The sequence below is a fragment of the Streptomyces sp. NPDC102406 genome, assembly GCF_044765725.1.
GTDB lineage: Bacteria > Actinomycetota > Actinomycetes > Streptomycetales > Streptomycetaceae > Streptomyces.
The window spans coordinates 84,076-98,913 of the sequence record NZ_JBIWKP010000011.1 but is presented as its reverse complement, the minus strand read 5'-3'; the positions used below and the strand labels follow the sequence as shown (position 1 = coordinate 98,913).

Genomic DNA, 14,838 nt, shown 5'->3' with positions numbered 1-14,838 from the left:
GACCCTCGACACCCAAGATCCTCAACTCACCAAGCCAGTAAGGACAAAGACATTGGGCACCCCCGCTACGACAGTCGACCCAGTGAGCTACAAGGTGGCCATCACCGAGCAGAACAAGGGCCAGATCCTGGTCTTCGACCGGACCGCGCAGTTCACCGACGCCAACGTGAAATGGAGTTTCAGCACGGGGAACGCGCCGGGCTGGGACCACCCCTTCGAGATCCGGTTCCGCGACACCCGCCGGTACGGAGCCATCGCCCTGATGACGTTCGGCAGCCCGGGGGAGGGGCGGGCCGGCATCGTCAACGTCACCAGCGACGCCCATCTCACCCGAGCCGACCTGTTGTGGTCGACACGAATCACCAGCTATCCGCACTCCATCGAGCGTGTCCCGGACGCCGGCACGGTCGTCGTCGCCGGATCGCGGGACCGGCTGCACGTGTTCGGTCCCTCCAGCAGCGACCTGGCCACTCTCAAGGAAGTGCAGACCCTGGAGTTCACCAAGGCGCACGCTGTTCTGTGGGACGACCAGAGCAACCTGCTCTGGGTCACCGGAGGCACCGTCGTCCGCACCTACCGCGTCAAGGCGACGATGCGGGCGGCACGACTGGAGAAGGCCGGCCCCGACATCACCATCGCCGGTAACGGCCACGACATCCAGCCCGACTACGCACGACCGGGCACGCTCCTGGTCTGCGACAGTCACCACGTCTACGCGCTCGACAAGGCGACCCGGAAGGTCACCACCATCGCCTCACTTGCCTACCCCAAGTCCTATGTCCGCCACTCCTCAGGGCAGGCCATGTGGACGACCGACCCCAACGTGGACGACTCCGAGTGGGGCGGCCGGAGCGTGCACTTCTCCACGGGCGGCGACCGCAGCCGGCCAGGCGCGCAGATCTACCGGGCCCGCCTCTACACCACCCGGTTCCACTGAACTGAGCGAACCGGCGCGTACAGGTACTGCGCCGGGCGCGGCGTGCGCGCCCGTGCGACCAGGGTCGCCAGCGGTTGGTGGGACGGGTGTTCCACGCGAGAGCCCGTCCCGGCACCAGAAGTAGCGGCCCGCAGGGGCCTCCGCACTGGCAGCCTGTCGCGTCATAAGACTCCCGACATGAGCGACGGCCACGTCGGAGGTGCTTTTACGGTGCAGACGCTCGACCGTGCGGAGGAAGGTGAGCGGGCGGCGGCAGCCCGCCCGGTCTCCATGGGCACGGTGATGTGGGCCGGGCGACCCCGTCGGACTCGGCGTCGAGCCGGGTCCCTTCGAGGATGGCGTCGAGCAGGCCGGGGTGGCGGGTGTCGAGGTCCTCACGCCGCGACGACAGCAGGTTCTCTCCGCCCGATGGCCGCTGCCAGTTGACGCCGCTGTCGCGCAGGATGCGCACCGGGACAGACGTTTGCGCGCTGAGCCGTCCGCCGACGGGCCGGTGTACCGAGGTAGGCGGCGACGATGGAGAGGGGCCAAGTCCTCGGCACCCAGGACCAGTTGCTCAAGAGTCTGGTGGTGGTGTGCGTTGCCGGGCGGGTGGAGATCGGCGACCGCATCGCCGCGGCGGGTACGCCGGATGGTCTCGCCCCATCAGCCGGTGTCCGGGGTTATGCCGTGGCGGGCCGAGCCCAGGTGGCTCATATCAGTGTCAGGGGCGGGAGCCGGGGCTGAGGCCGGATCGACGGAGACGAGAGCGCCGACGAGGAGGGCTGCGTGCAGGGGAGCTGTAGGAGATCAGGCCGACGCCGAGGTCGTACAGGCTCTGCTCGAAGGGTTCTTCCTGTCCGTGCGGGACGGCGTCGGACGGGACTACTTCCTCCCTGACGGTGACGGCCGGCACCGGCGGCCGTCACCTCAGGGCGTCGAGCCGGGTGATCTGCTGAGCCGCGCTCCTTTCGATGATGGTGGCGAGGTCCTTCGCCCGCTGGGCGCCTCCAGCGTTGCGTTCGCTCGCGCACAGCATGCGGACCTGGACCAGATGGGCCCGCAGACTCTCGGTGAGGAGGCGGTCGAAGCTTTCCCCCGTCACCGTCCTCGCCCTGCGCACCGTGTCGAGCGAGACCATGCCCGGCATGTTGTGCCCTTCGTGGGGACGGGTGTCGGGAACTCCCGAAGCTTCCAACAGCTCGCGCAGATCGACGAGTTCGTCCTTCACTCTCCTTCCCGCCTCCTCGGTCCAGCCGGTCAGGGCCGGGTGACCGGTGCGGGCGGGCGCCAGGTCGATGAGCTGCGAGGCCCGTTCATCCATGGGGATCAGCAACTGGATCCATGCCGTGTCGGTGTCGTTGAAGGCGGCGGGCGCGGGCCTGTCGGCCGCCGGCTGCGAGGTGCAGCCGGCGACCGTCAGGCCGAGGAGCAGGGCGGCCGCCGTCCGCCGGGTCAGAACGTTCCGGCGGAGTTGCACTTGGCGCTCTGTACGATGCAGTCCTTCACGCGCTGCCCGAGGGCCGGGTTGTCCCAGGCGTTGAAGAAGTCGCCGTGGATGGACGAGGCCATGCCCGACGCGAGGCTGAATCCGTCGGCGCTGCCGCTGGTCGGGTAGCTGATGACGAACGACACCGAGGGGATGGCGACCGGGTAGGCGCCGCTGCACTTGCCGTCGTAGGTGAAGGCGACGTGTGACTTGTGGTCCGGGCTGTCGAGGTGCTTGCCGTCCCAGCAGTCCGGGAAGACCAACTGGTACACCAGCTTGGCGGTGGGCGCGCACAGCGGCCAGTTGCCGTCGGCGCTGCGGCCGGTCTCGCCGCCTGCTCCGGCGCACCAGAACTGGTTGGGCGAGCCGGCCGGGGTGGCCTGCTGCAGCTTGGCGTTGCCCGCGATCATGCGGAAGCCTTGCGGGAAGGGCACGGTCGCCGTGGGGTCGGGCAGCCGCGACCCGTAGTAGACGATCATCCCGTCGGGTTCGACCGCCTTGCCGCGCTCGTAGAGCGTGGGGATCCAGTACGCCGAGAGGTCCTTGGCGGGTGTGCAGGTCGTGCCCGTGTTGCCCAGCAGGCTCTGGGTGGTGGTGAACGCGTCGGTGCTCTTGTTGCCGAAGAAGCTGTGCATGTGGGAGGCGCCGGGCAGGCCCGGGGCGACGATCGGGTCGTCCGGCTTGGAGTGGCTGTAGGTGCAGGTGGCGTTGAACTCGGGGACGCGCACGGCGTTGGCGGGCACCGGCGCCGGGGTCATCGCCCGGAACTGGGTCAACTGGGCCTGCCACTTGGTCTGGTCGATGTCGACCCAGCCCGGTGCCGGCTCGTCGCCACCGCTGACGAACGAGAACCAGTTGATGTTGACGAAGTCGCCGGGTGCGGTGCTGCGCAGCACCGCGAACACGCTCTGGGTGCCGGTCGGGTGGGTGGTGACGTCGGCGCTGCGCGTCGCCCAGGTCTGCCAGCCCCCGGTGGGGCCGGTCTGGATCACGGCGAGCAGGGGGCCGGTCAGGGAGCCGGTGCGCAGTTCGACGGTCCCGCTGCCCGTGGCGGCGGCGATGCGCGCCGACACCGTCAGGCGGCCGGCGGGCCCGAGGTCGACCTGGTCGAAGCGCATCCAGTCGCCGTCGGTGAGGTAGGCGGCGTTCTGCCCGCCGCCCGTGTCGGCGGTCGTCTCCAGGGTGACGCCGGACTGTGCCGCGTAGGACTCGGTCTGGACGGTGACGGTGGCGGCCCGCGCCGCGGGGGCGCCGAGGGTGATGCCGAGGGCGGCGGCCAGGGCGATCGCCAGGGCACCGATCAATAGGGGATGGAGGTGTAAGGGATGTCTGTGCATGTCACTTCCTCATCGGCGGGGTGGGGCGTGGTGCGGCTGCGGTCCGGCCCGGAACCGAGGTGTCCGGGCCGGACCTGCCAAGGGGGCCGGTGCCGGCTGTGTCACTGGTAGACGCGCACGTAGTCGACGAGCAGCCGGGACGGGAACGGCGTCGACGCGTCGGTCGGGCCGGGCCAGTCGCCGCCGACCGCGAGGTTGAGGATCATGTAGTGCGGGTGGTCGAAGATCCAGGGTCCGCGCGTGCGCTCCACCTGGTCCTTGTCCAGGGTGAACACGGTGCGTCCGTCGAGGCTGAAGACGATGCCCTTGCTGTTCCAGTCGGCGGCCCAGGTGTGGAAGTCGTCCGAGAAGTCGGCGCCCGAGGGCAGCCGGTACGGCGAGCCGATCCCGTTGCCCCCGTTGTAGGCGGGGGCGTGCACGGTCGAGTAGGCGGTTTTCACGTCCTTGCCGAGAATCTCCATGATGTCGACCTCGCCGTTGTACGGCCACGGACGGCCGGTGAGGAAGTCGCCGCCCATCATCCAGAAGGCGGGCCACAGCCCGTTGCCCTTGGGCACCTTGATACGGGCCTCGACGCGTCCGTAGGTGAACTGGAAGGTGGCGCCGGTGTTCATGCGGGCCGAGGTGTACTGGCAGGTGGTGCTGCCGGTCAGCGGGTCGGGCGGGCAGGCCCGGCCGGGGCTGGCTTCCTTGCGGGCCTCCATGACGAGGTGGCCGCCGCCGTCGAGCGCCGCGTTCTGGTGGTCGGTGTAGTACTGCAACTCGCCGTTCTGGCCGGTGCCGGGGTCGGCGCGCCACTTCGCCGGGTCGGGCTTGCCGCCTGCGGCTCCGTCGAAGTCGTCGCTCCACACCAGCCGCGGCGGCTGCGCCGGGTCCGGCGGCAGCGGCGGCGCCGGGACGGGGGCGCCTCCGGTGCCGTACACCTGGAACTCCCAGAGGGAGTAGCCGTAGGGGGTGGCGCGTTCGGTGCCGTACATGCGGACGTAGCGCCCTGTGCCGGAGACGGTCAGGGTCTGTTTGAAGCCGGTGCCGGACGTGGTCGAGTAGACCGGCGTCCAATCGGTGCCGTTGGGCGAGACCTGGATCTGGAAGGACTTGGCGTAGGCGGGGTCCCATTGCAGGACGACCTTGGTGATCTGCGCGGTCGCGCCCAGGTCGACGGAGATCCAGCCGGGATCGGTCCAGCCGGTGGTGGGACTGGTCGCCCACCGGGAGGCCGGGTCGCGGTCGAAGGCCCGGGCCGGTGTGCACTCCCAGCAGTTGCCGTCGGTCTGCGACGAGGAGGCCGCGCCGGTCTTCCCGTACGACAGCAGGGTGTCCCCGCCGGTGCCGGTTGTGCCGTACACCTGGAACTCCCAGAGAGAGAAACCGTATTGGGTGGCGCGCTGGGTGCCATACATGCGGACGTAGCGGCCGGTGGCCGTGAGGGTCAGGTTCTGGGTGCCGCCGGTGCCGTTCGCCGTCTCGTGGACGGTGGACCAGGTCTCGGCGTCGTCCGACACCTGGATACGGAAGGTTTTCCCGTAGGCGGCCTCCCACTGGAGGGTGACACGGCTGATCTGGGCCGGGGCCCCGAGGTCGACCCTGATCCACTGCGGGTCGGAGAAGGTGCTGGACCAGCGGGTCGCCGGGTTGCCGTCGACGGCTCCGGGCGCGGTGAACGGGTCCTCGGTGCTCGACGCGACGACGGGCCGGCCCTGCGACAGCAGGGTCTCGGCGGCGTGGGCGCGGGGCGCGGGCAGGCTGACGAGGGTGAGCAGGACGGCCGCGACCAGGGCGGGTAAGGCGAACCGGCGGAGCAGGGGATGCACGGGCGACTCCTCATTGAGGGGGGAAGGGTGAGGGAGCGCTCCCTGGGGGGTGAGAATGGGCCGGTGTCAGTGACCTGTCAAGGCTTTCCGCAACAGGCCCGCAATACCCCCGACGCATGTGCTGCGCGCCAGGGAACGGTTCCTGAGATCCACTGCGGCGGTGCGCGCGACACTGCCGACCAGCGCCGGAGAGCGGCCAGTTGAGGCGAGGAAACGGCAACCAGACGCATGGCAGAGGCCGTTGACAGGCGGATCGGGCCAAGGTCATCCTGAGGAGGGAAACGCTCCCTGGACTCGACGACCGGGCACCGGTGATCGGAAGGCGATGAAACGACCCACGCTCGCGGTGGTCGCCGCCCGGGCAGGCGTGTCCAAGTCGAGCGTCTCGCGGGTCGTCAACGGAGAGACCACCGTCGCGCCGGAGATCCGGGACGTCGTCATGCAGGCGGTGCGGGAACTCGGCTACGTGCCGAACGCCGCCGCGCGCAACCTGGTCACCCGCCGCACGGACGCCGTGGCCGTGGTCGTCTCCGACCCGCCCAAGGGCGTGGTCTCCGACGACCCGCTGTTCTCCACCGTGGTGCGTACCGTCAGCCGGGAGTTGGAGGCCGTCGGCAGACGCGTGGTGCTGATCCTGGCCGAGTCCGACGAGAGCCGGACCCGGGTGGAGCGCTACGTGGCGGGGGGCCACGTGGACGGCGTGATGCTCGTCGCCCTGCACGGCGCGGACCCCCTGCCGGCCGTGCTCGCCCGCATGGGCCTGCCCGTCGCGTCCTTCAACCGCACCGCCGCGACGGACGTCCCGTACGTGGCACTGGACAACGCGGGCGGCGCGGAACTGGCCGTACGGCACCTCCTTGAGCGGGGCAGACGCCGGATCGCCACGATCACCGGACCCCTGGACCTGTACGAGTCCCGCGAACGGCTCGAGGGGTACCGCGCGACCCTGCGGGACACCGGCCGCCGCTCGATCGTCGCGCTGGGCGACTTCACGCGGGTGTCGGGCGCGGAGGCCATGCGGCAGCTCCTGGAGGACGACCCGGACGTCGACGCGGTGTTCGCGGCCAACGACCTCATGGCCATCGGGGCGTTGCGCACCCTGCACCAGGCGGGCCGCCGGGTCCCCGACGACGTGGCCGTGGTCGGGTTCGACGACATCGAGGCCGCCGCCTACACCACTCCCGCGCTCACCTCGGTGCGCAGTTCCATGGCGGACCAGGCCACCGCGACGGTGCGCCTGCTGCTTGCGCTCATCGAGGGCGGCCCCAGGAAGCCGGTGATCATGCCGAACGAACTCGTAATCCGCGAGTCAAGCTGAACGCAGGAGCGTTCGGCATGCGGCATCCCGGTGCGCCAGGGCTCTCAGACGTTTGCTGTACGGGCCGAGACTGCCGACGAGGTGGTCGCGGGCGACGTGCGTCCGCGCTCCCGCGTCTTGCCCGAAATCCGTGCGACACCTTGACGGCATGCCGTCCGACCCCGAAATTGGGAGCGCTCCCATGTCGCACGAAGCACTCCGTTCGCCACGCGTCCCACGTTTCCGAGCACTCTCCCTCCGTCCGAAGGACTTCAGCGTGCCGCGACACCCGTCCCCCGATCCCACCCGCCCCCCGCACGCGCCGAGACCGCGCCGCACGGCCCGCTCCGGACGCGTCGGGGCGTTCCTGGGCGGCATGACCACCGCCTGCGTCCTGGCCGCCGCGTCGGTGTCACCCGCCGCGGCGGGCGTGCCCGCGGACCCGCCGCCCGCCGCCGACGTCCCCGAACTCGTCGTCAACGGCGACTTCTCCGCCGGCACCGCGCCCTGGTGGTCCACCGCCAACAGCCCCGCCGCCGTCGTCGACGGCCGCCTGTGCGCCGACGTCCCCGCCGGCACCGCCAACGCATGGGACGCCATCATCGGCCAGAACGACCTCGCCCTCACCGCCGGCGAGACCTACGTGCTCGCCTACACGGCGACGTCCACCGTGCCGACCACCATCCGCACCAACGTGCAGATGGCGACGGACCCGTGGACCACCGAACTCGGCACCGTCCAGCACGTCACCGAAACCCCCGAGCGCGTCACCCAGACCTTCACCGCGGGCGCCGACCACGACGCCGCGCAAGTCGCCTTCCAGATCGGCGGCAACGCCCAGGCCCTCACGTTCTGCCTCGACGACGTCTCCCTGGCCGGCGGGACCCCGCCGCCGCCCTACGAGCCGGACACCGGCTCACCCGTGCGTGTCAACCAGGTCGGCTACCTCACGAACGGCCCCAAGAGCGGCACCTTCGTCACCGACGCGACCGAGCCGCAGCCCTGGACACTGAACGCGGCGGACGGCACGCGCGTGGCCGGCGGCACCACCGTCCCCGCGGGCCTGGACGCCTCCTCCGGACAGCGCACCCACACCTTCGACTTCGGCGCGGTGACCGCACCGGGCACGGGCTACACCGTCACGGTCGCCGGACAGCGCAGCGAACCCTTCGCCATCGGCGACGACCTGTACGGCTCGCTGCGCACGGACGCGCTCGCGTACTTCTACCACAACCGCAGCGGCATCGAGATCGACGCCGACCTGGTCGGCGAGAAGTACGCGCGCCCCGCGGGCCACGTCAACGCCGGTCCCAACCAGGGCGACAACGACGTCCCCTGCCAACCGGGCGTGTGCGACTACCGCCTGGACGCGGCGGGCGGCTGGTACGACGCCGGCGACCACGGCAAGTACGTCGTCAACGGCGGGATATCCGCCGCCCAGTTGATGTCCTCCTTCGAGCGGACCCTGTACGAGGAGAACGCCGACGCGAGCCCGCTCGGCGACGGCCGGCTGCGCGTGCCCGAACACGGCAACGCCACCCCCGACATCCTCGACGAGGCTCGCTGGGAGCTGGACTTCCTCATGCGGATGCAGGTGCCCGCCGGGCAGCCGCTGGCCGGGATGGCGCACCACAAGCTGCACGACAAGGCGTGGACGGGACTGCCCACCCGCCCCGACCGCGACCCGCAACCGCGCGAGCTGCACCCGCCGACCACCGCGGCCACCCTCAACCTGGCGGCCACCGCCGCCCAGTGCGCCCGGCTGTTCCAGGTCTACGACACGGCGTTCGCCGACCGCTGCCGCACGGCCGCCCGGACCGCGTGGGCCGCGGCCAAGGCCCACCCCGCCGTCCTGGCCGACCCGGCCGACGGCACCGGCGGCGGCACGTACGCCGACGACGACGTGCGCGACGAGTTCTACTGGGCCGCCGCCGAACTGTTCCTCACCACCGGAGAGGACGGCTACCGGCAGGAAGTCCTGCGCTCACCCCTGCAGGGCGTCACCGACGCGGTCTTCCCGCGCGCAGGCTTGTCCTGGGGGAGTACCGCCGGACTGGGCGCCCTGGACCTCGCGACCGTGCCGAGCAAGCTCACCGCCGCCGAACTCACCGCCGTGCGCGCCATGGTGACGGGCGCGGCCGACGGATACGCGGCCGACTCGGCGAAGGCCGCCTACGGCGTGCCCTACGCCCCCGACGGCGGACACTACACATGGGGTTCCAACAGCCAGGTCGCCAACAACATGGTCGTCCTGGGCACGGCACACGACCTCACCGGTAGGACCGTCTACCGAAACGCCGTCCTGCGCGGCCTCGACTACCTGCTGGGCCGCAACCCCCTCAACCAGTCCTACGTCACCGGCTACGGTGAACGCGACTCGCACAACCAGCACCACCGCTTCTGGGCCCACCAACTCGACCCGGCGCTGCCGAACCCCGCCCCCGGCTCGCTGGCCGGCGGACCGAATGCCGGCATCGAGGACCCCGTCGCCCAGGCCAAACTCAAGGGCTGCGCGCCCGCGATGTGCTACCTCGACGACATCGAGTCCTGGTCCACCAACGAGGTCACCATCAACTGGAACGCCCCGCTCGCCTGGGCGGCGTCCTACGTCGACGACCTCGGCGGCGCCCGCGCCGCCGATCCGGCCTGCGAGGTCACCTACACCTCGGTGCGCTGGGGCGGCGGCTTCACCACCCAGGCCGTGGTGAAGAACACCGGGACGGCCACGGTCAAGCCCTGGACGCTCGACTGGACGTTCGCCGACCGGCAGAAGGTGGCCGACCCCTGGGGAGCGGACGTCGAGCAGACCGGTCCGCGGGTCACCGCGAAGGCCCTGAGCTGGAACACGACCTTGGCGCCCGGCGCCACCGTCCGCTTCGGCTTCAACGGACAGTCCACCGGACCCGTCACCGACCCCCGCGTCTTCCGCCTGAACGGCAAACCCTGCACCACGATCCCTCCGCGCTGACCACCTGCACCTCCGGCGCGCTCGCCCGGGGCACCGCGCCGGCCCGACCGCCCCGCACCGGCCCGCCCCTGCCCTGTCCGCCCGGCGAGCAGCCGGGCGGACAGGCCCGCACCCGCCCCCACCGCCCCGGCCGGACGCCGCGACAGTTCGCCCGGCCCGACGAACGGAAGGGAACACGCCATGCGCACCCCCACCCGCCCGGCCCCCGGCAAGGACCCGCACAGCGGCCGAAGAAGCATGCGCCTGCCGGGCCGGCGCACCGACCGCCCGCCACGACCGGACACACCCGCACGCGCCACCACCGGGCGCCCGGTCCGCACGCTCGCTCTCACCGGCGCCGCCGCACTCGGCGCCGCCCTGCTGTCCCCCCTGGCCCCGCACGCCGCCGCCGCACCCGCGTTCAACTACGGCGAGGCCCTGCAGAAGTCGATCCTCTTCTACGAGGCGCAGCAGTCCGGCGCCCTCCCCGACACCAACCGGGTCACCTGGCGCGGCGACTCCGCCCTGAACGACGGCAAGGACGCCGGCCTCGACCTGACCGGCGGCTGGTACGACGCGGGTGACCACGTCAAGTTCGGCCTCCCGATGGCGTTCTCGGCGACCATGCTCGCGTGGGGCGGCGTGACGGAGAAGGCGGCCTACACCACGTCCGGCCAACTCCCGTACCTCAAGAACAACTTGCGCCACGTCAACGACTACTTCCTCAAGGCGCACCCCGCACCGAACGTCCTGTACGGACAGGTCGGCAACGGCGCGGACGACCACAAATGGTGGGGGCCCGCCGAGGTGCTGCCCATGGCCCGGCCCGCGTACAAGATCGACGCGTCCTGCCCGGGCTCGGACCTCGCCGGGCAGACCGCCGCCGCGCTGGCCTCCTCGTCGATGGTCTTCGCCGACAGCGACCCCGCCTACGCGGCGAAGCTCGTGACACACGCCAAACAGCTCTACTCCTTCGCCGACACCTACCGCGGCAAGTACAGCGACTGCATCACCGACGCGAAGTCGTACTACAACTCATGGAGCGGCTACAACGACGAGCTGGTCTGGGGCGCGATCTGGCTCTACAAAGCCACCGGCGACGCCGCCTACCTGGCCAAGGCCGAGACCGCCTACGACACCCTCTCCACCGAACCGCAGAGCAGCACCCGCTCCTACCGCTGGACGCTGTCCTGGGACGACACCTCGTACGGGGCGTACGTCCTGCTGGCCCAACTCACCGGCAAGCAGAAGTACATGGACGACGCCAACCGCTGGCTGGACTGGTGGACGGTCGGCGTCAACGGCCAGCGCGTGCGCTACTCGCCCGGCGGCCAGGCCGTCCTCGATAGCTGGGGCTCCCTGCGCTACGCGGCGAACACCGCCTTCGCGGCCCTCCAGTACTCCGACTGGCTGACGGGCGACGCCACGCGCAAGACGCGCTACCACGACTTCGCCGTCCGGCAGATCGACTACGCGCTCGGCGACAACCCCCGCAAGTCCAGCTACGTCGTCGGCTTCGGCGCCAACCCGCCCACCAAACCCCACCACCGCACCGCCCACGGCTCGTGGACCGACCAGATGAACAACCCGGTCGAGAGCCGGCACACCCTGTACGGCGCCCTGGTCGGCGGACCCAGCGCCCCCGACGACACCTACACCGACGACCGCTCCAACTACGTCAACAACGAGGTCGCCACCGACTACAACGCCGCCTTCACCGGCGCGCTCGCCCGCCTGTACGCCGAGTACGGCGGCGCCCCGCTGACCGGCTTCCCGAAGACGGAGCAGCCCGACGGCCCCGAGATCTCCGTCCAGGCGTCCGTGAACGCCACCGGCCCCGGCTTCACCGAGATCAAGGCGTACCTCGTCAACAAGTCCGCGTGGCCCGCGCGGCCCCTGAACAACGCCTCGCTGCGCTACTACTTCACTCTGGAGTCCGGCGTCACACCCGACCGCATCAGCCTCACCACCAACTACAACCAGTGCGGCAAGGTCACCGGACCCACGCAGTACAAGGACGACGTCTACTACGTGAGCGTGGACTGCTCGAACACGACGATCGCCCCGGCGGGACAGTCCGCCTACCGTAAGGAAGTACAGTTCCGCATCGCCTCGTCCGGCGCGTGGGACCCGGCGAACGACTGGTCGTACCCCTCGGCCGCGACGACCCCGGGCACCACCCCGGTGGACGCACCCCGCATCGTCCTGCTGGACGGCGCGCAAAAACAATGGGGTGCCACCCCCGACGGCACCACCCCCACTCCGGACCCGACCCCGACCACCCCCGAGCCCTCCCCTGACCCCACCCCCTCCGGACCGTGCGCGGTGACCTACAAACCGGGCGAGGTGTGGTCCACCGGCTTCACCGCCGACGTCACGGTACGCAACACCGCCGCCACCACCCTGAACGGCTGGAAGCTGGCCTTCACCTTCAAGGGCGCCGAAAAGATCACCGGCACGTGGAACGCCGCCACCACCCAGAACGGCCCCGCGGTCACCGCCCTGCCCGCCTCCCACAACGCGACCCTTCCACCCGGCGCCTCGGCAACCTTCGGCTTCCAGGCATCCGGCGCCCCGGCAGCATCCCCGACGGACTTCACCCTCGACGGGAAACCCTGCACCTGAGCAAGAACGCCGTGGAAGGAGGACGGCAAAGCTGCACGTCAAGAAGAGATCAGCAGGACCGGCGGGATCAGCTCTTGTACTGCTTCGTTACGCCCTGGCGGTTGCGATTCCCACGGTTGCAGTCGGCGTCCGGCGTCTTCATGATGCAGGTCTCAGCGGTTGGTTCATGCTGCTCATGCTGGTGCCCGTGGCGGGGATCGCTCTGATCGTCCTTGTCGCCGAGGAAAGCAAGCCCGGGATCAACACCTATCCCGGCCTCCACGCGACATGGACTGCACCGCCCCCAGCGGGAAGCTGAAGCCGCTGCTGCCATCAACTGGTGACACTTTCCCGGGCTTCCCGACGCGCGGCGATCCGGTCGGCGAGCCTGGCGGCATCCTGGGTGTGCTTCACCCACCTCCCTGTCGCGAGGTGAGTACGCGGCCTCCGGGTCCAGCACCCGCGGTTGTACGACCCCCGGGTCATGGGACTGCGCGCTTCTCGTCCCGCCTGCTGGTGTTTCTGGTGTTTCTGGTGTTTCGCCGGGCGAGGGCCTGCCGCATCCGGTGAGGTGCTTCCCTCTGGTCATCGCTCGTGGGGCGGGAGCGCGAGAGCACACCCGTCTGTTCGATGTCCGCCGCACTCCCTGTCAGCCCCGGGCCGGTGCAGATGTCACATCCCGGCTGGGACAGCAGCGGGACAAGGGGCGGGCCCGGCCTGGGACAGCCGGGTTCGCCCCTTGTCGTTCAGCGGTCGCTTCGGGGTCCGGCCGTCAAACCGGCTCCTCGGTGGAGTGCGAGTGGGTGAGGGTGAGCGCGCCGCCGGTGGCGATCAGGCCGACGATCACCGCGAGTACGGCGTAGGTGATGCGCTCACCGTGGAAGAAGGACCGCACGAGGCCGCTGTTCCAGACGCCCGCGGGCAACTGGGTGGTGACCAGCGCGGCGATCAGGGTGCCGACGACGGCGGTGCCGAGGCTGGTGCCGACCTCTTGGGCGGTGTCGTTGAGCGCGGTGCCGATCGAGGTGCGGTTGGCCGGCATCGCCTCGACCAGGGCGATGGCGCAGATGGTCATGACGGTGCGCAGCCCGATCGTCATCACGACCATGCAGGCCGCGATGGCCGCGTATCCGTGGTCGACGCCCCAGGCGAGCCCGGCCAGCGCCATGGTCAGGCAGCCCGCGCCGACCAGGCAGGCGATGCGGTGACCGAACCTTTTGGCCAGTCCTTCCGAGAGCGGAGTCGCCGCGAGCATGGTCACGATGAGCGGCAGGTTCGCCAGGCCGGCCCGCACCGGGCTCCACCCGTAGGCGTACTGGAAGTGGAGGATCAGCCCGAACATCACGCCGGCCATCGCCACGGACGTGCCGATCTGGGCGAGGGCGGCGCCGCGCACGGTGCCGTTCGAGAAGATCTTCAAATCCAGCATGGGGGTTTTGCTGCGGCGCTCGTGCCACACGAACGCGCTGCCCGCGGCGACGGCGCCCAGGACCGAGGCGAGGGTGGTGGCCGAGAGCCAGCCGTGTTCGACGCCGCTGGTCAGCGCATAACAGGCCAGGCCGATGGCGAGCACGCTCAGGACGGCGCCCGGCAGATCGAGCTTGTCGTCGGTGAGGTCCTGGCGCCGGTCGGGCGCGACGCCGAGGCGCACGCCGACGGCCGCGATCAGTGCGATCGGCGCATTGATCAGCAGCAGCCACTGCCAGCTCACGTGGGCGAGTGCGGTGCCGCCGAGCAGCGGACCGAGGATGAATCCGGACATGCCGACGACGATCATCAGGGTCATCGCGCGCATCCGCAGTGCCTGGTCGTCGAAGAGACGGAAGACGAGCGAGTTGGTGATGGGTGCCATGGCCGCGGCGGCGATGCCGAGTCCGGCTCGCAGGGCGATGAGCTGCCCGGTGGAGTCGACGGCGATGACGGCCAGGCTCAGCAGCCCGAAGACGGCGAGGCCGACAAGGAGCACGCGTCGGCGTCCGAGGCGGTCGGCCATGGAACCGGCGGTGAGCAGCAGGCCGCCGAAGGTCAGCGAGTAGGCACTGGTGACCCACTGCAGGGTGGTCGTGCCGCTGCCGAGATCGCGGCCGATGGTGGGCAGTGCGATGGACAGCAGCGTGTTGTCGACCATCTCGACGAAGAAGGCCAGGCAGAGTGCGGCCAGCGGGATCCACGCCGCCCGCAGCGATCCGTAGGTACGGGTGGAAACGGGCCCGGTGTCGGTGGTGGCAGTCATGACCGGCCTCCTTTCTGAACGCGGAACGCCGTCGAGTATGGAACAGCGTTCGCTCATGGAACAACGTTCGAGATTCGAACGCTGTTCCACCATAGAACTGAGTTCGATAGTGAGGCAAGTTGTGTTTGGATGGATCCCATGACACCGCCCCCCGCCCGCGCAGCCTCCGCCGCCGACAGGCCTCCTCGGGGGCGCCGCCGTGCC

The 14,838-nt window shown here is 70.5% G+C and carries 9 protein-coding genes; 5 read left to right on the top strand and 4 right to left on the bottom strand.

Annotated elements, in window-relative coordinates; all coding sequences use genetic code 11:
- The first annotated feature begins 82 nt into the window (after nt 1-82).
- A complete protein-coding gene (locus ACIRF8_RS31720) occupies nt 83-937 on the top strand; it encodes a hypothetical protein (RefSeq protein ID WP_404220422.1) in 855 nt (284 codons plus the stop codon).
- 904 nt (nt 938-1,841) lie between these two features.
- Here ACIRF8_RS31720 and ACIRF8_RS31715 read toward each other — a convergent pair.
- From ACIRF8_RS31715 to ACIRF8_RS31705, 3 genes are all read right to left on the bottom strand, one after another.
- Nucleotides 1,842-2,396, bottom strand: a complete 555-nt coding sequence (locus ACIRF8_RS31715; protein WP_404220420.1) for a DUF305 domain-containing protein — start codon at nt 2,394-2,396, stop codon at nt 1,842-1,844.
- Complete coding sequence (locus ACIRF8_RS31710; RefSeq protein ID WP_404220418.1) at nt 2,372-3,742, bottom strand: DUF1996 domain-containing protein; 1,371 nt, start codon at nt 3,740-3,742, stop codon at nt 2,372-2,374. Before ACIRF8_RS31710 ends, ACIRF8_RS31715 begins: the two co-directional genes overlap by 25 nt.
- Before the next feature lie 101 nt (nt 3,743-3,843).
- Complete coding sequence (locus ACIRF8_RS31705) at nt 3,844-5,553, bottom strand: discoidin domain-containing protein (protein ID WP_404220416.1); 1,710 nt, start codon at nt 5,551-5,553, stop codon at nt 3,844-3,846.
- 325 nt (nt 5,554-5,878) lie between these two features.
- On the opposite strand from ACIRF8_RS31705, the gene ACIRF8_RS31700 reads away from it, so the two are divergent.
- The 4 genes from ACIRF8_RS31700 (at nt 5,879) to ACIRF8_RS31685 (ending at nt 12,720) form a co-directional block, all read left to right on the top strand.
- A complete protein-coding gene (locus ACIRF8_RS31700) occupies nt 5,879-6,871 on the top strand; it encodes a LacI family DNA-binding transcriptional regulator (protein WP_404220413.1) in 993 nt (330 codons plus the stop codon).
- A 355-nt stretch (nt 6,872-7,226) separates the two neighbouring features.
- On the top strand, nt 7,227-9,818 hold the full coding sequence (locus ACIRF8_RS31695; protein WP_404220678.1) for a glycoside hydrolase family 9 protein: 2,592 nt from the start codon (nt 7,227-7,229) through the stop codon (nt 9,816-9,818).
- Between the two features lie 180 nt (nt 9,819-9,998).
- Nucleotides 9,999-12,422 (top strand): glycoside hydrolase family 9 protein, encoded by a 2,424-nt coding sequence (locus ACIRF8_RS31690; protein ID WP_404220411.1) that lies wholly within the window; start codon nt 9,999-10,001, stop codon nt 12,420-12,422.
- Nucleotides 12,423-12,453: 31 nt separating this feature from the next.
- The gene (locus ACIRF8_RS31685) at nt 12,454-12,720 is read left to right on the top strand and encodes a DUF805 domain-containing protein (RefSeq protein ID WP_404220676.1); all 267 of its coding nucleotides are present in this window, start codon (nt 12,454-12,456) and stop codon (nt 12,718-12,720) included.
- 453 nt (nt 12,721-13,173) lie between these two features.
- On the opposite strand, the gene ACIRF8_RS31680 is transcribed toward ACIRF8_RS31685, so the two are convergent.
- A complete protein-coding gene (locus ACIRF8_RS31680) occupies nt 13,174-14,634 on the bottom strand; it encodes an MFS transporter (RefSeq protein ID WP_404220409.1) in 1,461 nt (486 codons plus the stop codon).
- Between the last annotated feature and the right edge of the window lie 204 nt (nt 14,635-14,838).

Coding starts and splice junctions, on each gene's coding strand:
- ACIRF8_RS31680 (WP_404220409.1), bottom strand. CDS start 14,634: ATGACTGCCACCACCGACACCGGGCCCGTTTCCACCCGTACCTACGGA.
- ACIRF8_RS31695 (WP_404220678.1), top strand. CDS start 7,227: ATGACCACCGCCTGCGTCCTGGCCGCCGCGTCGGTGTCACCCGCCGCG.
- ACIRF8_RS31700 (WP_404220413.1), top strand. CDS start 5,879: ATGAAACGACCCACGCTCGCGGTGGTCGCCGCCCGGGCAGGCGTGTCC.
- ACIRF8_RS31710 (WP_404220418.1), bottom strand. CDS start 3,742: ATGCACAGACATCCCTTACACCTCCATCCCCTATTGATCGGTGCCCTG.
- ACIRF8_RS31690 (WP_404220411.1), top strand. CDS start 9,999: ATGCGCACCCCCACCCGCCCGGCCCCCGGCAAGGACCCGCACAGCGGC.